The organism is Neisseria gonorrhoeae (genome assembly GCF_013030075.1).
Taxonomy (GTDB): domain Bacteria; phylum Pseudomonadota; class Gammaproteobacteria; order Burkholderiales; family Neisseriaceae; genus Neisseria; species Neisseria gonorrhoeae.
Genome location: NZ_AP023069.1, coordinates 1,749,517 through 1,769,795 on the forward strand (window position 1 = coordinate 1,749,517; position 20,279 = coordinate 1,769,795).

14 protein-coding genes, 1 tRNA gene, 8 pseudogenes and 1 riboswitch are annotated in these 20,279 nt (G+C 54.4%); of the genes and pseudogenes, 12 read left to right on the forward strand and 11 right to left on the reverse strand.

Annotation, left to right across the window (positions count from 1 at the left end):
* Positions 1-95: 95 nt before the first annotated feature.
* Entirely contained in the window at positions 96-2,150 is a 2,055-nt protein-coding gene (metG, locus tag HT085_RS09145; RefSeq protein WP_010359662.1) for a methionine--tRNA ligase, read from the forward strand.
* Positions 2,151-2,224: 74 nt separating this feature from the next.
* On the opposite strand, the pseudogene HT085_RS09150 reads toward metG, so the two are convergent.
* A pseudogene (locus tag HT085_RS09150) lies at positions 2,225-2,533 on the reverse strand (NAD(P)-dependent oxidoreductase); the annotation flags it as partial.
* A 3-nt stretch (positions 2,534-2,536) separates the two neighbouring features.
* Here HT085_RS09150 and HT085_RS11955 point away from each other — a divergent pair.
* From HT085_RS11955 to HT085_RS11970, 7 pseudogenes are all read left to right on the forward strand, one after another.
* Positions 2,537-2,872, forward strand: a pseudogene (locus tag HT085_RS11955) (pilin); the annotation flags it as partial.
* A 39-nt stretch (positions 2,873-2,911) separates the two neighbouring features.
* Positions 2,912-3,321, forward strand: a pseudogene (locus tag HT085_RS09160) (pilin); the annotation flags it as partial.
* A 107-nt stretch (positions 3,322-3,428) separates the two neighbouring features.
* Positions 3,429-3,809 (forward strand): annotated as a pseudogene (locus HT085_RS09165) (pilin); the annotation flags it as partial.
* Positions 3,809-4,162, forward strand: a pseudogene (locus HT085_RS09170) (pilin); the annotation flags it as partial. The pseudogenes HT085_RS09165 and HT085_RS09170, both read left to right, overlap by 1 nt.
* Positions 4,144-4,467 (forward strand): annotated as a pseudogene (locus HT085_RS09175) (pilin); the annotation flags it as partial. The pseudogenes HT085_RS09170 and HT085_RS09175, both read left to right, overlap by 19 nt.
* A gap of 26 nt (positions 4,468-4,493) precedes the next feature.
* A pseudogene (locus HT085_RS11960) lies at positions 4,494-4,918 on the forward strand (pilin); the annotation flags it as partial.
* A gap of 114 nt (positions 4,919-5,032) precedes the next feature.
* Positions 5,033-5,389, forward strand: a pseudogene (locus tag HT085_RS11970) (pilin); the annotation flags it as partial.
* A 488-nt stretch (positions 5,390-5,877) separates the two neighbouring features.
* Here HT085_RS11970 and thiC read toward each other — a convergent pair.
* Positions 5,878-7,779: a phosphomethylpyrimidine synthase ThiC gene (gene thiC / locus HT085_RS09190; RefSeq protein ID WP_047918965.1), complete on the reverse strand. Its 1,902-nt coding sequence runs from the start codon at positions 7,777-7,779 to the stop codon at positions 5,878-5,880.
* Positions 7,780-7,869: 90 nt separating this feature from the next.
* Positions 7,870-7,969: riboswitch (TPP riboswitch) on the reverse strand.
* A gap of 148 nt (positions 7,970-8,117) precedes the next feature.
* Here thiC and HT085_RS09195 point away from each other — a divergent pair.
* The 3 genes from HT085_RS09195 (at position 8,118) to HT085_RS09205 (ending at position 10,202) form a co-directional block, all read left to right on the forward strand.
* Positions 8,118-8,194 (forward strand) — tRNA-Met (locus tag HT085_RS09195).
* Between the two features lie 182 nt (positions 8,195-8,376).
* Positions 8,377-9,252 (forward strand): NUDIX hydrolase, encoded by an 876-nt coding sequence (locus tag HT085_RS09200; RefSeq protein ID WP_003686971.1) that lies wholly within the window; start codon positions 8,377-8,379, stop codon positions 9,250-9,252.
* Positions 9,253-9,260: 8 nt separating this feature from the next.
* Positions 9,261-10,202, forward strand: coding sequence for an ABC transporter ATP-binding protein (locus HT085_RS09205; protein ID WP_003686969.1), 942 nt, complete (start codon positions 9,261-9,263; stop codon positions 10,200-10,202).
* A 126-nt stretch (positions 10,203-10,328) separates the two neighbouring features.
* On the opposite strand, the gene ptsP is transcribed toward HT085_RS09205, so the two are convergent.
* The 5 genes from ptsP to HT085_RS09230 form a co-directional block, all read right to left on the reverse strand.
* Positions 10,329-12,104, reverse strand: a complete 1,776-nt coding sequence (gene ptsP, locus HT085_RS09210; protein WP_003686967.1) for a phosphoenolpyruvate--protein phosphotransferase — start codon at positions 12,102-12,104, stop codon at positions 10,329-10,331.
* Complete coding sequence (locus HT085_RS09215; RefSeq protein ID WP_003686964.1) at positions 12,104-12,373, reverse strand: HPr family phosphocarrier protein; 270 nt, start codon at positions 12,371-12,373, stop codon at positions 12,104-12,106. Before HT085_RS09215 ends, ptsP begins: the two co-directional genes overlap by 1 nt.
* 220 nt (positions 12,374-12,593) lie before the next feature.
* On the reverse strand, positions 12,594-13,031 hold the full coding sequence (locus HT085_RS09220; protein ID WP_050172611.1) for a PTS sugar transporter subunit IIA: 438 nt from the start codon (positions 13,029-13,031) through the stop codon (positions 12,594-12,596).
* A gap of 83 nt (positions 13,032-13,114) precedes the next feature.
* Positions 13,115-13,678 carry a hypoxanthine-guanine phosphoribosyltransferase gene (locus HT085_RS09225; protein ID WP_003691981.1) on the reverse strand — a complete coding sequence of 188 codons (564 nt, stop codon included), beginning with the start codon at positions 13,676-13,678 and terminating at the stop codon, positions 13,115-13,117.
* A 68-nt stretch (positions 13,679-13,746) separates the two neighbouring features.
* Positions 13,747-14,571, reverse strand: a complete 825-nt coding sequence (locus HT085_RS09230) for a DNA ligase (protein WP_014580390.1) — start codon at positions 14,569-14,571, stop codon at positions 13,747-13,749.
* 92 nt (positions 14,572-14,663) lie between these two features.
* Here HT085_RS09230 and HT085_RS09235 point away from each other — a divergent pair, with 92 nt between their 5' ends.
* Positions 14,664-15,296 (forward strand): MBL fold metallo-hydrolase, encoded by a 633-nt coding sequence (locus tag HT085_RS09235; protein WP_003686957.1) that lies wholly within the window; start codon positions 14,664-14,666, stop codon positions 15,294-15,296.
* Positions 15,297-15,362: 66 nt separating this feature from the next.
* On the opposite strand, the gene HT085_RS09240 is transcribed toward HT085_RS09235, so the two are convergent.
* From HT085_RS09240 to petA, 4 genes are all read right to left on the reverse strand, one after another.
* Positions 15,363-17,153 (reverse strand): DNA recombination protein RmuC, encoded by a 1,791-nt coding sequence (locus HT085_RS09240; RefSeq protein ID WP_003686956.1) that lies wholly within the window; start codon positions 17,151-17,153, stop codon positions 15,363-15,365.
* A 331-nt stretch (positions 17,154-17,484) separates the two neighbouring features.
* Positions 17,485-18,273, reverse strand: coding sequence for a cytochrome c1 (locus HT085_RS09245; RefSeq protein WP_003691984.1), 789 nt, complete (start codon positions 18,271-18,273; stop codon positions 17,485-17,487).
* 14 nt (positions 18,274-18,287) lie between these two features.
* Positions 18,288-19,637 carry a cytochrome b gene (locus HT085_RS09250; protein WP_002215003.1) on the reverse strand — a complete coding sequence of 450 codons (1,350 nt, stop codon included), beginning with the start codon at positions 19,635-19,637 and terminating at the stop codon, positions 18,288-18,290.
* Positions 19,638-19,655: 18 nt separating this feature from the next.
* The gene (gene petA, locus HT085_RS09255; RefSeq protein ID WP_002215005.1) at positions 19,656-20,237 is read right to left on the reverse strand and encodes a ubiquinol-cytochrome c reductase iron-sulfur subunit; all 582 of its coding nucleotides are present in this window, start codon (positions 20,235-20,237) and stop codon (positions 19,656-19,658) included.
* Positions 20,238-20,279 lie beyond the last annotated feature (42 nt).

Consider the following 20,279-nt stretch of genomic DNA (forward strand, 5'->3'; position numbering starts at 1 on the left):
TGCCGTCTGAAGCCCGATTTTTCAGGCTTCAGACGGCATTTCCCCGTTTGATTTGCGGTATAATCCGCCTTTACCCATTGTTTGCAAAGCACAATATGACACGCAAAATCTTAGTTACCTCCGCCCTGCCCTATGCCAACGGCAGCATCCACCTCGGCCACATGGTCGAACACATCCAAACCGACGTTTGGGTGCGCTTTCAAAAACTGCGCGGCCACGAATGCTACTACTGCTGCGCCGACGACACCCACGGCACGCCCGTTATGCTTGCCGCGCAAAAACAAGGCATCGCGCCCGAAGACATGATTGCCAAAGTGCGCAAAGAGCACCTTGCCGACTTTACCGGCTTTTTCATCGGCTACGACAATTATTACAGCACCCATTCCACTGAAAACAAACAGTTTTCCCAAGACATTTACCGCGCGCTGAAAGCCAACGGCAAAATCGAAAGCCGCGTCATCGAGCAGCTTTTCGACCCCGAAAAACAAATGTTCCTGCCCGACCGCTTCGTCAAAGGCGAATGCCCGAAATGCCACGCCCAAGACCAATACGGCGACAACTGCGAAGTCTGCGGCACGACCTATTCCCCGACCGAACTGTTCAACCCGTATTCCGCCGTTTCCGGCGCGAAACCCGAATTGCGCGAATCCGAACACTTCTTCTTCAAACTGGGCGAATGCGCCGACTTCCTCAAAGCATGGACTTCCGGCAACAACCCGCACGACGGCAAGCCCCATCTGCAACCCGAAGCCCTCAACAAAATGAAGGAATGGCTGGGCGAAGGCGAAGAAACCACCCTGTCCGACTGGGACATTTCCCGCGACGCGCCGTATTTCGGTTTTGAAATCCCCGACGCGCCGGGCAAATACTTCTACGTTTGGCTGGACGCGCCCGTCGGCTATATGGCGTCGTTTAAAAACCTGTGCGACCGCATCGGCATCGATTTCGACGAATACTTCAAAGCCGACAGCCAAACCGAGATGTACCACTTCATCGGCAAAGACATCCTCTATTTCCACGCCCTGTTCTGGCCGGCCATGCTGCATTTCTCCGGCCACCGCGCCCCGACCGGCGTGTACGCACACGGCTTTTTGACCGTGGACGGACAAAAAATGTCCAAATCGCGCGGCACCTTCATCACCGCCAAATCCTATTTGGAACAAGGCCTGAACCCCGAGTGGATGCGCTACTACATCGCCGCCAAGCTCAACAGCAAAATCGAAGACACCGATTTGAACCTGCAAGACTTTATTTCCCGCGTCAACAGCGACCTCGTCGGCAAATACGTCAACATCGCCGCCCGCGCTTCAGGTTTCATCGCCAAACGCTTTGAAGGTCGTCTGAAAGACGTTTCAGGCAGCGCATTGCTGGCAAAACTCGCCGCCGAAAGCGACACCATAGCCGAGCAATACGAAAACCGCGAATACGCCCGCGCCCTGCGCGACATCATGGCATTGGCAGACATTGTCAACGAATACGTCGATGCCAACAAACCGTGGGAGCTCGCCAAACAAGAAGGTCAAGACGAACGCCTGCACGAAGTATGCAGCGAACTCATCAACGCCTTCACCATGCTGACCGCCTACCTCGCCCCCGTGTTGCCGCAAACCGCCGCCAACGCCGCGCGTTTCCTCAATCTGGACGCGATTACCTGGGCGAATACACGCAAAACCTTGGGCGGACACCCCATCAACAAATACGAACATTTAATGCAACGAATGGAGCAAAAACAAGTGGACGATTTGATCGAAGCCAACAAACAAAGCATTCAGACGGCATCCGCGCCCGTTGAAGAGGGTAAATACGAAAAAGTCGCCGAACAGGCGGGCTTCGACGACTTTATGAAAATCGATATGCGCGTCGCCAAAGTATTGAACTGCGAAGCTGTCGAAGGCAGCACCAAACTTTTGAAATTCGACCTCGATTTCGGTTTTGAAAAACGCATCATCTTCTCCGGCATCGCCGCGTCTTACCCAAATCCTGCCGAATTGAACGGTCGCATGGTCATCGCAGTCGCCAACTTCGCCCCGCGCAAAATGGCAAAATTCGGCGTATCCGAAGGTATGATCCTCTCCGCCGCCACGGCAGACGGCAAACTGAAGCTGCTTGACGTGGATGCGGGCGCTCAGCCGGGCGACAAAGTCGGTTAGGCAGAAATCTCAAAAAACGCCGTCTGAACCCCTTGGGCGTTCAGACGGCGTTTTTTTCCGCAATCCCGACAGGTTCAAACCACGCGGTTTTGCGCCTCGCCTTTCACAAAGGCGTGAATGTTCGCCAACAATATTTCAAACAACCGATCCAAAGCCTCGCGGCTCGCCCACGCGGTATGCGGCGTAACAATCAGATTGGGTAATCGTGCATTCAGCAAGGGATTGCCGCCCCTCGGCGGTTCCTCCGTCAAAACATCGACACCCGCCCCGCCGATCTGCCCGTATTTGAGTGCGGCAAGCAGCGCGTTTTCATCCACCGGCCCGCCGCGCCCGCAATTGATCAAAACCGCACCCGGCTTCATCTGCCGCAACTCGTTTTCGCCGGGTATTACCTGAATCACGGCGAATGGCCCGCAAACAACGGCGATGCCGGCGTGGCATCCGCTTCAGAAATCAAAGGCAAATATGTTGAAAGCGTTACGGTCGAAAAAGGCGTCGTTACCGCCAAAATGCTTTCAAGCGGCGTAAACAATGAAATCAAAAACAAAAAACTCTCCCTGTGGGCCAAGCGTCAAGACGGTTCGGTAAAATGGTTCTGCGGACAGCCGGTTAAGCGCGACAAAGCCAACGCCGCCAAAGACGACGTCAAAGACGCCAACGACGCCGGCACCAAAATCGACACCAAGCACCTGCCGTCAACCTGCCGTGATAAATCAACTGCCGTTTGCACGAAACACCACGCGCCGATTTCAAACACTTCCAAAAAATCAGCCGTTGCCGGGTATTACCCGAATCACGGCAAATGGCCGGAAGACAACACTTCTGCCGGCGTGGCATCCCCCCCTCCGACATCAAAGGCAAATATGTTCAAAGCGTTACGGTCGCAAACGGCGTCGTTACCGCCGAAATGAAATCAGACGGCGTAAACAAAGAAATCAAAGGCAAAAAACTCTCCCTGTGGGGCAGGCGTGAAAACGGTTCGGTAAAATGGTTCTGCGGACAGCCGGTTAAGCGCGACGCCAACAACGCCAACAACGACGCCGTCACCGACGACACCACCGGCAACGGCAACGAAAAAATCGAAACCAAGCACCTGCCGTCAACCTGCCGCGATGAATCATCTGCCGTTTGCATAGAAACACCACCTACGGCTTTCTATAAAAATACCTAAACCGTCATTCCCACAAAAGCGGGAATCCGGAACGCAAAATCTAAAGAAACCGTTTTACCCGATAAGTTTCCGTGCCGACAGACCCGGATTCCCGCCTGCGCGGGAATGACGAAGCCATCCTTTTGGCCGAAGGTCAAAAATCAGCCGTTACCGAGTATTACCTGAATAACGGCAAATGGCCCGCCGACAACGGCGCTGCCGGCGTGGCATCCCCCGCCACCGACATCAAAGGCAAATATGTTAAGGAAGTTAAAGTCGAAAACGGCGTCGTCACCGCCCAAATGGCTTCAACCGGCGTAAACAATGAAATCAAAGGCAAAAAACTCTCCCTGTGGGCCAAGCGTCAAGCCGGTTCGGTAAAATGGTTCTGCGGACAGCCGGTTACGCGCAACGACGCCGCCGACAACGACGACGTCGCCAAAGACGCCGCCGCCGGCAACGCCATCGAAACCAAGCACCTGCCGTCAACCTGCCGCGATGAATCATCGTTGCCGGGTATTGCCCGAATCACGGCGAATGGCCGGAAAACAACGCTTCTGCCGGCGTGGCATCCTCCCCCACCGACATCAAAGGCAAATATGTTAAAGAGGTTGAAGTTAAAAACGGCGTCGTTACCGCCACAATGAAATCAGACGGCGTAAACAAAGAAATCAAAAACAAAAAACTCTCCCTGTGGGCCAAGCGTGAAAACGGTTCGGTAAAATGGTTCTGCGGACAGCCGGTTACGCGCGACAACAAAGCCAACGACACCGTTGCCGACGCCGCCGACAAAGACAAAATCGAAACCAAGCACCTGCCGTCAACCTGCCGCGATGAATCATCGTTGCCGGGTATTACCTGAATCACGGCGAATGGCCGAAAGACAACACTTCTGCCGGCGTGGCATCTTCTTCATCAATCAAAGGCAAATATGTTAAAAGCGTTACGGTCGCAAAAGGCGTCGTTACCGCCCAAATGGCTTCAACCGGCGTAAACAAAGAAATCAAAGGCAAAAAACTCTCCCTGTGGGCCAGGCGTGAAGCCGGTTCGGTAAAATGGTTCTGCGGACAGCCGGTTAAGCGCGGCGACGACGCCGTCACCGACGCCAACAAAATCGAAACCAAGCACCTGCCGTCAACCTGCCGTGACCCGTTCTCTGCTAGCTAAGGCAAATTAGGCCTTAAATTTCAAATAAATCAGCCCTCACCGAATATTACCTGAAAACGGCGAATGGCCCAAAGACAACGGCTCTGCCGGCGTGGCATCCGCTTCAACAATCAAAGGCAAATATGTTCAGAAAGTTGAAGTCACAAACGGCGTCGTTACCGCCCAAATGGCTTCAACCGGCGTAAACAAAGAAATCAAAGGCAAAAAACTCTCCCTGTGGGCCAGGCGTCAAGACGGTTCGGTAAAATGGTTCTGCGGACAGCCGGTTAAGCGCGACAACGCCAACGCCGCCAAAGACGACGTCACCGCCACAATGAATTCAAGCAACGTAAACAAAGAAATCCAAGGCAAAAAACTCTCCCTGTGGGCCAAGCGTCAAGACGGTTCGGTAAAATGGTTCTGCGGACAGCCGGTTAAGCGCGACGCCGGCAACGCCGGCAAAGCCGACGACGTCACCAAAGACGACGCCGACAAAAAAATCGACACCAAGCACCTGCCGTCAACCTGCCGCGATAAATCAACTGCCGTTTGCACGAAACACCACGCGCCGATTTCAAACACTTCCAAAAAATCAGCCGTTGCCGGGTATTACCTGAATCACGGCGAATGGCCGGAAAACAACACTTCTGCCGGCGTGGCATCCTCCGGCGAAATCAAAGGCAAATATGTTCAGAAAGTTGAAGTCGCAAAAGGCGTCGTCACCGCCACAATGAATTCAAGCGGCGTAAACAAAGAAATCCAAGGCAAAAAACTCTCCCTGTGGGGCAGGCGTGAAAACGGTTCGGTAAAATGGTTCTGCGGACAGCCGGTTACGCGCACCGACGCCAAAGCCGACACCGTTGCCGACGACGCCGGCGGCAACGACAAAATCGACACCAAGCACCTGCCGTCAACCTGCCGCGATAAACATGATGCCACCTAAGGCAAATTAGGCCTTAAATTTCAAACAAATCAAGCGGTAAGTGATTTTCCACGGCCGCCCGGATCAACCCGGGCGGCTTGTCTTTTAAGGGTTTGCAAGGCGGGCGGGGTCGTCCGTTCCGGTGGAAATAATATATCGATTGCGCTTCAAGGCCCTGCATGTGCCTCATTGCCACCCGTTTAAACACGGTTTTTATCTGACAGGCGCGCAATCCGCCCCCTCATTTGCCGAACAAGCGGTCCGGACTCCCGCCCGCGCGGGAATGACGGCGGAAAGATTCTATTTTTCCCGATAATCGCCCACAATCTCAAATTCCTTCATTCTCTCAAAACAAAATCAGAACCCTAAATCCCATCATTCCCATCTATGTGAATATAAAAATTTTAAAAATTACTTTAATGATCGGTTGTTTAATCATTTTCACAAGCGAAAAAATGCCGTCTGAAGCCTTTTTTCCGGGCTTCAGACGGCATTTTTTGCTTGACGTTTCAACTGTAAATCTTCGCGCCTTTTTTGACGAACTCGACCGCTTTTTCCTCCATACCCTGCCGTTGGGCTTTTTGCTTGTCGGCGTAGTCGCGCACTTCCTGCGTGATTTTCATCGAGCAAAATTTGGGGCCGCACATTGAGCAAAAATGGGCGATTTTCGCGCCTTCGGCGGGCAGGGTTTCGTCGTGGAAGCTCTCGGCGCGTTCGGGGTCGAGGCTTAAGCGGAATTGGTCGCGCCAGCGGAATTCGAAACGCGCCTTGCTCAGGGCGTTGTCGCGTAATTGCGCGCCCGGCCAGCCTTTGGCGAGGTCGGCGGCGTGGGCGGCGAGTTTGTAGGTGATGATGCCGGTGCGCACGTCTTCTTTGTCGGGCAGCCCCAAATGTTCTTTGGGGGTAACGTAACAAAGCATCGCCGTGCCGTACCAGCCGATATTGGCCGCGCCTATGCCCGAAGTGATGTGGTCGTAGCCGGGGGCGATGTCGGTAACGAGCGGGCCGAGTGTGTAAAACGGTGCTTCAAAGCAGTGTTGCAACTCTTCGGTCATATTTTCTTTGACGCGTTGCAGCGGCACATGGCCGGGGCCTTCGATCATGACTTGTACGTCGTGTTTCCACGCTTTATCGGTCAATTCGCCCAAGGTGTGCAATTCGGCGAATTGGGATTCGTCGTTGGCATCGGCAATGCAGCCGGGGCGCAGGCCGTCGCCCAAGCTGAACGATACGTCATACGCCTTCATGATTTCGCAGATTTCGTCGAAATGCGTGTAGAGGAAGTTTTCCCGATGATGTGCCAAACACCATTTCGCCATAATCGAACCGCCGCGCGATACGATGCCGGTGAGGCGGTTGGCGGTCATCGGCACATAACGCAGCAACACGCCCGCGTGTATGGTGAAATAGTCCACGCCTTGTTCCGCCTGCTCGATTAAGGTGTCGCGGAACAAATCCCAAGTCAAATCTTCGGCGATGCCGCCGGTTTTTTCCAAAGTTTGGTAAATCGGCACTGTGCCGATGGGGACGGGCGCGTTGCGGATAATCCATTCGCGCGTTTCGTGGATGTGCGCGCCTGTGGATAAGTCCATAATCGTGTCCGCGCCCCAACGCAGCGACCACACCATTTTTTCGACTTCTTCGGTCAGGCTGGAGGTTACGGCGGAATTGCCCAAGTTGCCGTTGATTTTGACGCGGAAGTTGCGGCCGATAATCATCGGTTCGAGTTCGGGGTGGTTGATGTTGGCGGGGATAATCGCGCGTCCGGCGGCGATTTCTTGGCGCACGAATTCGGGGGTGATTTGGTCGGGACGGGTCGGGATGTTCGCACCGAAACTTTGCCCTGTGTGCTGTTTCAAGAGCTTGGCGTATTCAGGCCGTCTGAAAAGCTCGTCCAGCTTCATGCGTTCGCGTATGGCGGCGAACTCCATTTCGGGCGTGATAATGCCTTGGCGGGCGTAATGGAGCTGGGTTACATTGCGGCCGGCTTTGGCACGGCGCGGGCGGGTGATTTGGTTGAAGCGCAGATGGGCGGTTTTCGGATCGTGTGCGCATTCGATGCCGTATTCGCTGGAGAGTTTGGGCAGGATTTCGGTATCGCCGCGTTCGTCCAGCCACGCCGTGCGGATGTGCGGCAGGCCTTGTTTCAGGTCGATGTGCGCCGCCGGATCGCCGTATGCGCCGCTGGTGTCGTACACCGGAATAGGCGGGTTGGCTTCCGTACCTTGCGCCGTGTAGGTGTCGTCCTGACGGATTTCGCGCAAAGGTACGCGGATGTCGTCGCGGCTGCCTTGCAGATACACGCGTTCGGAGTTCGGATATTTGAAGCGGATGCCGATGTCTTCGCTCAAGTCGGAAAGTTCGCGCGCTTCGTTGCCGGAAATTTTGGCGGTTTTTTTTGGCGTAGTCATAAAAAATGCTCCTGTTTTCTCGTTTAGAATAAAGAAACAGGAGCGTTTTGCGTTTTCAGACGGCATTTGAAAACCAATGCCGTCTGAAAGACAGAATCCGTGAAAACTCCCCACGCAGGTATTATCCCGATCGGGTGTAAAGGGTATTTCTCAGCCGCCTGAACATCAGGCAGCACCCCTGTTTCGATGTTAACCAAAATTAAATCACGAACATGAACTTTTGTAAAGAAAATGATATTTCAAATCAGGCATAAGCCGCCGGACGGAAAACTTTATGATTTTTCACGGAAATAATGTTTGACAACATAAAAAATCTGCCGTATAGTTTCATCTTCTGACGCGGGATGGAGCAGCATGGTAGCTCGTCGGGCTCATAACCCGAAGGTCGTAGGTTCGAATCCTGCTCCCGCAACCAAATATCAAACCCCTCGGTTCAATGCCGAGGGGGTTTTGTTTTTCCTGTTTCCTGCCGCCTCCGTTTTTTGCCGGATTTTCCTTCCTGCCGCAATATCGGAACGGCAGGCCGCCGTCTGTTTGCGGTTGCAAATTCAGGCGGTTTGGCTACAATCTTCCGCATTGTGTTCAAGAAAGCCGGCTATGCCGACCGTCCGTTTTACCGAATCCGTCAGCAAACAAGACCTTGATGCCCTGTTCGAGCGGGCAAAAGCAAGTTACGGTGCCGAAAGTTGCTGGAAAACGCTGTATCTGAACCGTCTTCCTTTGGGCAATCTGTCGCCGGAATGGGCTGAGCGCATCAAAAAAGACTGGGAGGCAGGCTGCTCCGAGTCTTCAGACGGCATTTTTCTGAATGCGGACGGCTGGCCGGATATGGGCGGACGCTTGCAGCACCTCGCCCGCACATGGAACAAGGCGGGGCTGCTTCACGGATGGCGCAACGAGTGTTTCGACCTGACCGACGGCGGCGGCAACCCCTTGTTCACGCTCGAACGCGCCGCTTTCCGTCCGTTCGGACTACTCAGCCGCGCCGTCCATCTCAACGGTTTGGTCGAATCGAACGGCAGATGGCATTTTTGGATAGGCAGGCGCAGTCCGCACAAAGCAGTCGATCCCGGCAAGCTCGACAATATTGCCGGCGGCGGTGTTTCCGGCGGCGAAATGCCGTCTGAAGCCGTGTGCCGCGAAAGCAGCGAAGAAGCCGGTTTGGATAAAACGCTGTTTCCGCTCATCCGCCCAGTATCGCGGCTGCACAGCCTTCGCCCCGTCAGCCGAGGTGTGCACAATGAAATCCTGTATGTGTTCGATGCCGTCCTGCCCGAAACCTTCCTGCCTGAAAATCAGGATGGCGAGGTAGCGGGTTTTGAAAAGATGGACATTGGCGGCCTATTGGATGCCATGTTGTCGAAAAACATGATGCACGACGCGCAACTGGTTACGCTGGACGCGTTTTACCGTTACGGTCTGATTGATGCCGCCCATCCGCTGTCCGAGTGGCTGGACGGCATACGTTTATAGGATGCGCCATGCTTGAACTGAACGGACTCTGCAAATGCTTCGGCGGCAAAACGGTCGCCGACAACATCTGCCTGACTGTCGGGCGCGGCAAAATACTCGCCGTACTGGGGCGGTCGGGCTGCGGCAAATCCACCCTGCTGAATATGATTGCGGGCATCGTCCGGCCGGACGGCGGCGAAATTCGGCTGAACGGGGAAAACATTACCTGTATGCCGCCCGAAAAACGCCGTATCTCGCTGATGTTTCAAGATTACGCGCTGTTTCCCCATATGAGTGCGCTGGAAAATACGGCATTCGGTTTGAAAATGCAAAAAATGCCGAAAGCCGAAGCCGAACGCCTCGCCTTGTCGGCACTTGCCGAAGTCGGGCTGGAAAACGAGGCGCACCGCAAGCCTGAAAAACTTTCCGGAGGCGAGAAGCAACGGTTGGCACTGGCGCGCGCTTTGGTTGTCCGCCCTTCCCTGCTGTTGCTGGATGAATCGTTTTCCAGTTTGGACACGCATTTGCGCGACCGGCTGCGCCGTATGACCGCCGAACGCATCCGCAAGGGCGGCATCCCTGCCGTTTTGGTAACGCATTCGCCCGAAGAGGCCTGCACGGCGGCGGACGAAATCGCCGTCATGCACGAGGGGAAAATCCTTCAATGCGGTACGCCCGAAACCTTGATTCAAACGCCTGCCGGCGTGCAGGTCGCCCGTCTGATGGGGCTGCCCAATACCGACGATGACCGCCATATTCCGCAAAATGCCGTGTGCTTGGACAATCATGGAACGGAATGCCGCCTGCTGTCCCTCGTCCGCCTGCCCGACTCGCTCCGGCTTTCCGCCGTCCATCCCGAACACGGCGAGCTGACCTTAAACCTGACTGTCGGACAACATACGGACGGTATTTCCGGAAACGGTACGGTCCGCATCCGCGTCGATGAAGGGCGTATCGTCCGTTTCCGATGATGCGGCAGAAATGCCTGCCAAACAAAATGCCGTCTGAAAATTTTTCAGACGGCATTTCTTGACCAAAGCAGCTGTATTTTTTAAGGGCGTTATTTGACTGCAACCCGCTCGCATTGTCAACAATATTTATTTCCGTCCCTTGACTTCGGCTTCTTCCGCGACAGACACGCTGTTGATCTGTTTGATCAGCTTTTCCGACTTCTCTTCGTCTTCGCAGCGGATGACTTTCGCAATATCGCCTTCGAGCTGTCCGGCATTGCTGTGCAGAATGATGTTTTTGACGGGCAGGATGTTGTTCGGATTCATGGAAAAACGGCGCAGCCCCATACCCAATAAAACGCGGGTAAACGCGGTATCGCCCGCCATCTCGCCGCATACGGACACGTCTTTGTCCATGCGGTTGGCGGTACGGATGACGTGTTGCAGCATTTTCAGCACGGAAGGATGTCCGGGTTGGTAGAGATGGCTGACGCTGTCGTCGCCGCGATCGACGGACAGAATATATTGGATCAAATCGTTGGTACCGACGGAGATGAAATCGACCAGTTTCAAAATACTGCCGACGGTCAGCGCGGCAGACGGAATTTCAATCATGCAGCCGATGCCGACTTCGCCGAAGGCATCGCCGCGTTCGGCAAGCTGGCGTTGCGCGGTGTCGAGGTGGATGAGGCACTGGCGCACTTCGGATACGGAGGTAATCATCGGCCACATCATGCGGACGGGGCCGTGTACCGCCGCACGGAGGATGGCGCGCATCTGCGTGCGGAACATGACCGGTTCGGCAAGGCACAGGCGGATGCCGGTCATGCCCAGCGCGGGGTTGAGGCTGCCGTTGGGCGTGCTGTTTTTCCCGAACCAGCGCGGATTTTTGTCCACACCCAAATCGACTGTCCGTATCGTTACGCTTTTGCCCTTCATTTTTTTGACAATCGCGCTGTACACTTCGTACTGCTCGTCTTCAGACGGCATCGTATCGCGGTTCAGGTAAAGAAACTCGCTGCGGAACAGCCCGATGCCGTCTGCGCCGAGGTTGTGCAGCGGTTTCACGTCTTCGGCGGATTCTATATTGCCCACAAGCTCGATGCAGACCCCGTCGGCGGTGGCGGCGGCGGTTTTTTTGAGCTTGTTCAAATCGCGTTTGTGGCTGCGGTATTCGCGGGCGCGGCGGCGGTATTCGTTCAACACCGACTCATCCGGCGAAATAATCAACACGCCGTTGATGCCGTCCACGATGACCGTTTCGCCTTCGGTAATCAGTTTGCGCGCGTTGTGCAGCCCGACGACGGACGGGATGTCCAAGCTCCTGCCCAAAATCGCCGTATGCCCGGTGGGGCCGCCGGCATCGGTAACGAAGGCGGCAATGCGCTGCTCTTTAAACAAAACCGTGTCGGCGGGTGAAAGGTCGTTTGCAATCAGAACGGTTTCGTCAAACAGGTTGTCGGCAACCTCCAACTCGTTGCCCTGCCCGATCAGGTTGTTGTGGATGCGGCGGACGACTTGCAGCATATCCTGCTTGCGTTCGCGCAAATAGGCATCGTCCATATTGTCGAATTGGGCGGCGAGTTTGTCGCTCTGCTGCTTCAATGCCCACTCGGCGTTGATTTTTTGTTCCCTTAAAATATCGACGGGTTCGCGCGACAAGGTAACATCGGTCAAGAGCATCAGGTGCAGCGAGATGAACGCGCCCAACTCGGTCGGGGCGTTTTCGGGAATCGCGCTGCGGAGCTGTTCCAACTCTTTGCGCGTGGCTTTGACGGCGGCATCGAAACGTTCGGCTTCGGCATCGGTGTCCGCCTGAGCAACATCATACTGCGGCACTTCCTCCGTACCGCGCGCAATCAGGTGGGCGCAACCGACGGCAATGCCTTTGCCCGCCGCCACGCCGTGCAGCACGATACTCATTATTCGCCCTCGCCGAAGTAGTCGTTGATTAAGTCGGTCAATGCCTTCATGGCTGCGGCTTCGTCCAAGCCGTCGGTTTCCAGTTCGATGACCGTACCCTTGGCGGCTGCGAGCATCATCAGCCCCATAATGCTTTTGCCGTTGACGCGGCTGCCGTTTTTCGTAACCCAGACTTCGCTTTTGAATTGGGACGCGGTTTGGGTGAACTTGCTGGACGCGCGGGCGTGGAGTCCGAGTTTGTTGATGATTTCGATGGATTGTTTGAGCATTTCGGTTCCCGTGTTATGTATAGTGGATTAACAAAAACCAGTACGGCGTTGCCCCGCCTTGGCTCAAAGAGAACGATTCTCCAAGGTGCTGAAGCACCGGGCGAACCGGTTCCGTACTATCCGTACTGTCTGCGGCCCGCCGCCTTGTCCTGATTTTTGTTAATCCGCTATATATCGGCAGCAGACGCCGTTTAAAATGTTTTCCTGCCCTGCCGCTTCTTCAGACGGCATCGCCGCTGCGCCGGCACACCAAATCTTCGGGCGCGGACGTGATGGCGAAAATGCCTTTTACCGCCGCCTCCCTGACGCATTCGGTAAAGGCGGCAAGGTCTTCCGCCGCCGGCGAATATTGGACGGCCTTAACCATCATCGGCGCGTTCAGCCCGGTCAAAATCGCCGATTTGTTTTCGCGCACGAGCCGGCGGGCGGCATTGCAGGGGGTCGCGCCGAAGATGTCGGTCATAATCAATACACCGTGGTTTTCAGGAAACTCTTGCAGCGCGGAAATGGCGTTGTTGATAATGTCGTCTTGGCCTTCCGTCGGCTGCACGCCGAGTATGCGGACGTTTTCAGGCAGCCCGCCCGGAAAAAAATGATGCGCCAGCTTGCGGTAGGCTTCGCCTATGGTTTCGTGTGTGATGATTAAAAGCCCTATCATATTGATGCGTCCTGTTCCTCATTAATCCTGCCGGCGTATGGGCGCGATGCCGTCTGAAAGGCCTTCAGACGGCATCGCATCCCTTATTTTCCGCCCAATGCGTAAATCTCGCCCAAATTGCGCCAGCAGCCTGCCGCATCCATACCGTAACCGAAAACATAACGGTTCGGCACATCCAGTCCGACATAATCGGCTTTGACCGGTTTTTCTTTGTCGATTAATTTATTGGCGAACACCGCCGCACGGCAGCTTGCCGCACCCATTTCCAAAAGTTTGGCTTGAATGGCGGACATCGTATGCCCTTCGTCCAAAATATCGTCCAACACGACCACGTGCCTGCCCCGGATTTGTTCCGCATCAGGCATACGCTTCCAGTTGAACGCGCCGCCCTCCAGCTTGTCGCCGTAACGGGAAACGTGAACATAATCAAAGTCTAAGGGAAAGCGCAACAGCGGCAGCAACTGCCCCGTAAACACCACCGCCCCGCCCATCACGGGCAGGAGCAACGGATATTTATCCCCCAAATCGCGCGTAATCTCGTACGCCACTTTTTGCAGTGCGGCGCGGCATTGCCCTTGGTCGAACAAAAGTTCGGCGTTTTCAAGCATCGCCTGTGTTTCAAGGCGTTTGGTTTCTAAATCGGTCATATGTCGGAATCGGTCGGTAAAAGGAAAATTATAAACCAAAGTATCGGCTGCCGTCCGAGCCGTCCTGCTCAACGGTCGGTACGCACGCGCACGAAGGTGGCAAATTTCGGCGTGCCTTTCCGCGTAAAGCCACGGTAACGGTAGGTAATCAGCGTGCCGATTTTGGGCGGGTTGTCGCGGTCTTTGTCCTTGAAACCGCTGCCGATGCGGAATTCGCCGTGTCGGTTTTTGCAGCCGACCGCGCCCAGCCGTCCGGCGTTTCGCCCTTTGCCCTCATAGTGCCGCGTTACCGTGCATTCGTCGTCGTATTGGCTTTTCAGCTTCAATAATTGGCTGCTCCTGCCGCCGCTGTAACGGGATTCGGGCTGGCGCAGCATCACGCCTTCGCCGCCCTGCGCTTCGATTTGTTTTAAAAAGTCCATCGCGTGCCGCCGGTCGCGCACTTTGATTTGCGGGATGATGGTAATCGGCGCGTTCGGATGCGTTTTCAGCCACTGCGTTGCGACTGCCAAACGTTGGTAGAGGTTGCCCTGCGCCTTGGGTACGTCGAAAACGTGCAGGCGGATGCCGCGCCAGTCTGAAGAAACAGAACGCACGGTAGCAGAAATCTGCTCGAACTGACCGCGCCCGCTATACAATTCGCCGTCCAAAGGATAAGGCGGAAACTGCGCGGTAAAGCCTTTGGGCGGCGTAAACGCATAACCCTGACGGCTTATCAGGTGCTTTCCGTCCCAATACGCGCGCACGCCGTCGAGCTTCTCGCTCATCGCCCAGCCCGCAATCTCTTGGTCTTTGTATTCCTGCGCCAGCATCAAATCCGCCGCGCCTGCCGATGCAGGGATGAAAACCGCCGTAAAAATCGGTATGATGCCGCCGATTATCTTCTTAATCACCTGATTCCCCCAATATCAAAACAGGCGGCAAACCGCCATAAAACAAACGGCAAACCCGATGCCGTCTGAAAAACCGTTTTAGGAACACGCCGATGACCCTACGTTACGAAATTCTCCCCGTTACCCCCTTCCGCCAAAACTGCACCCTGATTTGGGACGACGAAAGCGGCGAAGCCGTCCTGACCGATGTCGGCGGCGACGTGCCGTTCCTGCTGCAAGCGTTGGCAAACCGCAAACTCACGCTCACGGCAATCTGGCTGACGCACGGTCATCTCGATCACGCGGGCGGCGTGGTCGAGATGCTGGAAACGCATAAAGTCCCCGTCCTCGGCCCGCACCGCGAAGATGAATTCCTGCTCCAATCGCTGCCGCAAACCACCGCGCAATACGGATTCCCCGTCTCGCCCGCCTTTGCGCCGAACCGTTGGCTCGAAGAAGGCGAAACGCTCACGGTCGGACGCTATGCCTTCCAAGTGCTGCATATTCCGGGGCACACGCCCGGACACGTGGTTTTCTATTGTGCCGAAGCGGAGCTGCTGATTGCGGGCGACGTGTTGTTTTACGAAACCATAGGCAGGACCGATTTTCCGCGCGGCAACCACGCCGACTTAATCAATAATATCCGCAACAAATTATTCGCCTTCCCCGAAACCGTGCAAGTTGTCGCCGGACACGGGCGTATGACTTCCATCGGACACGAAAAACGGCACAATCCGTTTTTCTAACCGACTTTCCAAAGTCTTCAGACGGCATCATCTGCACTGATGCCGTCTGAAACGCATCCGCCTTTCCTATTCGGCTTCGTCAGCCGCTTCCTGTTCCGAAGGTTTGCCCAAAGCAAATGCCGTCTGTTCGTTGGCACGCTCGACCAAATCCCGTTGAAGCTGTTTGCCTGCCTTCACGCCCAACAGACGCAGTTTCTCGGCGCGTCCGACCAGATTCCCGCGTCCCTCGGCAAGTTGCTTGAATGCCGTCTGAAAGCTGTTTTGCGCCTGATCGATGCCTTTGCCGACGCTTTCGAGCGTCTGTACGAAGCCGACAAACTTGTCGTACAGCTTGCCGCCTTCGTCCGCAATCGCCAGCGCGTTTTGGTTTTGCTGCTCGTTGCGCCAAATATTCGCCACCGTCCGCAAAGTCGCCAGCAGCGTACTGGGGCCGACCAGCATAATCCGTTTGTCGAAACACTCTTGGAACAAGCCCGCGTCATTCTGCAACGCCAGCAGGTAGGCCGGTTCGACAGGGATAAACATAAAGACGAAATCCAATGTGTTCACACCTTCCAAATCGGTGTAATCCTTCAGCGACAAGCCTTTCATATGCGCGCGTATGCTGGCGATATACGCCGCCAGTTCGCGTGCCGCCTCATCCGCATCCGCCGCCTGCGTGTAGCGCACATAAGCCGTCAGCGAAACCTTGGAATCAATGACAATCTGCTTGTTGTCGGGCAGGTTGACCAAAACGTCGGGCTGGAGGCGGCGCGTGCCGCCGTCTTCCTCTTTTCGGACGGATGCCGCCTGAACCACATATTCCCGCCCTTTCTGAAGGCCGGAATTTTCCAAAACCGTTTCCAGAATCATCTCGCCCCAATTGCCCTGAACCTTGTTCTGCGTGCCGGTCAGCGCGTTGGTCAGGGCCTTTGCCTCGCTGTGCAGCTGCGCATTCAACCCTTGAAGCCGTTTCAATTCGTTTTCCAAAGTCAGCCGCTCGCGCGATTCTTTATCATAAGTTTGCCTGACCAACTCGCCGAAACCGTGGATGCGTTCGTTCAACGGGTTCAAAACCTGATGGAGCTGCTCGCGGTTCTGCTCGGTAAAACGGCGGCTTTTTTCTTCCAAAATCGTGTTGGCAAGATTTTGAAACTGATCGCTCAAGCTTTTGCGCGCCTCGCCCAGCAAGGACAGCTTTTCTTCAGAAGCAAGGCGTTCCTGTTCGATTTGCGTTGCCAAACGTTCGTTTTCAACCGCCAAACCCTGCGCCTTTTCCTGCAACTCGGTATGCGACTGCCTCAACCGCTCCGCTTCCGCCTCTTTTTCCTGCAAATAGGCAATCTGTTTTTCGGCGGCGGCAAAACGGTTGCCCACATCGGAAAGGTCGTTTTGCACGTCGCGGACAGTTTGGCGGCTTTCTTCCAAATCGGTTTCGACTCTTTGGCGGATTTGGCGTTCCAGCGCATATTGCTCGGCAAACGCCTTCCGTTCCTGCCCGAGCTGCGTTGCCAAACGTTCGTTTTCAACCGCCAAACCCTGCGCCTTTTCCTGCAAATCGATATACGACTGCTTCAACCGAACCGATTCCGCCTCTTTTTCCTGCAAATGGGCAATCTGCTTTTCGGCTGCGGAAAAACGGTTGCCCAAAGCATAATTTTCGTCCTGCAAATGCTCGTATTTCCCATCCAAAGCGGCCAATTCTGATGCAATTTCTGCGTGTGCCTGTTCAATAAAATCACATCTTGCCGCCTTTTCCGCCAATTGCGCGTTCAAACCGGCAAACTCGCCCTGAAACCTGCCCTTCATCAGCAACCATGTAAACAACACGCCCGACACCAACGCCGCCAAAGGCAGCAAAACAGTCATCAGCTCCATCAATCATCCTAATATTCAAACATTTTCACACCGGACAAAACCGCCGCCATTCTACCTGTTTGCACGGTGCAGCTCCAAAAAATATAGCGGATTGGCTTTAAACCTGTTCGACATCGCCTTACCATGCTGCTTGCGGTTTCAGACCTTTTCCTAATTCAATATCAATCTGCCACAAACCCTGATTAAGTTCCCGATGTCTGACATTTTTAGAATGATGCCGTCTGAAATGTTGCAGCTATGTTCAGACGGCATCCGGGTGCTGATTTTCCCAAAGGGCAGAAGCATGCAAAAAGGGCAAACCCTAAAGGATTTGCCCTTTTGTTCCAAACGCTTAGTGTACGTCTTTCCAATATTCTTTTTTCAGGAAGTATGCCAAAGGCAGCATAACCGCCAACAAGAAAATCATCACGACATAGCCTATACGTTTGCGTTGCAGTTGTGCAGGTTCACCCATGTACACAAGGTAATTGACCAAATCGCGTACATAAGTATCGTACTCTTTTTGGATGACTTTGCCGTTCGGCAGGCGGCGGCTGTGCAGGCCGGTAGATTCCCAATACAGCTTAGGCTTCATCTCGCCGTGTTCGTCTTTTACCATAACCGGCTGACCTTTGGCATCCAACTCGACTGCCTGAACACCTTGCTGTTCCCACAACGGGTGGGGCATACCGACTTTATCGAATACGGTATTGTTCCAGCCGCTCGGACGGGTCGGATCTTTATAGAAGCCGCGCATATAGGCGTAAAGGTAGTCTGCACCTTTGGAACGCGCAATCAATGTCAAATCGGGCGGAGCAGCACCAAACCATTTTGCCGCATCTTTCGGGTTCATCGCCGAATGCATGACATCGCCGACATTATCGGTGGTAAACATCAGGTTTTTCTTGATTTCTTCATCAGTCAGACCGATGTCTTTCAAACGGTTGAAACGCATACCGCTTGCCGAGTGGCAGGACAAACAGTAGTTGGTAAAGATTTGTGCGCCGCGCTGCAAGCTTACTTGGTCGCGCAAATCAATATCGACTTTCTCATAGTGTGCATGACCGCCCGAAGCAAATGCCGCACTCATGGGTACTGCCGACAGCAAGGCAGCAAACCAATTCTTCATAGCTTGTTTCATTTCGACTGCCCTCATCAGATGTTGGTTGCAAACAGGTAAGCACCCACGGCAGTAATGCCGACGTAAACAAAGAACATGATTTTTTGTTTGGCGGTGCTCATGGTTACGCGTTCGGGAACCGGTTTGTTTTTATCCAGCTTGGTATAGAACGGCATACCCAGGAAGAATGCGAAATAGACGAAGGACAGGATGCGCGCGACCAAAGTACGCGTATCGGTTGCCACCATCGCGCCCAAAATACCCAAACCGATAAAGGAAATGATGAACAAGACCAATGCGGTTTTGAAAATCGGACCGCGGTAACGGACGGATTTCACCTCGCCCCTGTCCAGCCAAGGCAGCAGGGCAATCAACACGACCGCCGCGCCCATACCGATTACACCCCAAACCTGCGTTCCCAAGAAGGAAGGAATCGCACGCAAAATGGCGTAGAACGGTGTGAAATACCATACCGGCGCAATGTGCGGGGGTGTTTTCAGCGCATTTGCCGCATCGAAGTTCGGCGCTTCGAGGAAGTAGCCGCCGCCTTCAGGGGCAAAGAACAATACGGCACAGAAGACAATCAGGAATACAACGACGCCCAGGATGTCTTTAACAGTGTAGTAAGGGTGGAACGGGATGCCGTCGCGCGGAATGCCGTTTTCATCTTTGTTTTTCTTGATTTCCACACCGTCGGGGTTGTTAGAGCCCACTTCGTGCAGTGCGATGATGTGTGCCACGACTAAACCGAGCAATACCAGCGGTACGGCGATAACGTGCAGGGCGAAGAAGCGGTTCAGGGTAACGTCGGAAACGTTGAAGTCGCCGCGAATCCAAGTGGACAAATCAGGACCGATGACGGGAATGGCGGAGAACAGGTTGATAATCACCTGCGCACCCCAAAAGGACATCTGACCCCAAGGCAGCAGGTAGCCCATAAAGGCTTCCGCCATCAATGCCAAGAAGATCAAAGAACCGAAAATCCACACCAATTCGCGCGGTTTTTTATATGAACCGTAAATCAAACCACGGAACATGTGCAGATAAACAACAATGAAGAAGAAAGATGCGCCGGTGGAGTGCATGTAGCGGATAATCCAACCGCCGGACACGTCGCGCATGATGTACTCTACTGCGGTAAAGGCAGCAGGCAGATGGTAGGCATTCAGGTTGCCGTCCGGTTTGTAGTTCATCGTCAGGAAAATACCGCTGACGATTTGAATCACGAGGACGAGCAGGGCTAAAGAGCCGAAATAGTACCAAAAATTAAAGTTTTTCGGCGCATAGTATTGCGCCAAATGCTCATTCCACATTTTAGACAGGGGGAAGCGAGCGTCCATCCAGCCTAACAATGCTTTTGCTTTGCTATTGGTTTGGTTTGCCATAATTATCGTTCCTTATTCTTAGTCTTCGCCCACCAAGATAGTTGTGTCGCTCAAGTATTTATATGGCGGGACAACCAGGTTGGTCGGGGCAGGAACACCTTTATATACGCGGCCGGCCAAGTCGAATTTCGAACCGTGGCACGGGCAGAAGAAGCCGCCCTTCCAGTCTGCGCCCAAATCGGCGGGGGCAATGTCGGGACGGAAGGTGGGCGAGCAGCCCAAATGGGTGCAGATACCGATGGCGACAAGGATGTTCGGCTTAATCGAACGGGTCTCGTTTTTAGCATACTCCGGCTGCTGTTCCGCATCGGAATTGGGATCGGTAAGTTCGCCGTTCAGGCCTTTCAGGTCTTTAAGCTGCTGATCTGTACGGTTGAGCACCCAAATCGGTTTGCCTTGCCACTCGGCGGTCAGCAGCTGACCCGCTTCGATTTTACTGACATCCACCTCGACGGCAGCACCGGCGGCCTTGGCTTTTTCCGAAGGGAAAAAACTGGCCACAAACGGCGTTGCCACACCCAATGCTGCCACTCCGCCCGCGCCGCAGGTCGCAAGTGTCAGGAAACGGCGGCGGCCGTTGTTGATTTCTTGATTATCCATTATTCAGTCGTCCTAATATTTTGGGAATGCCGAGCCATTAAA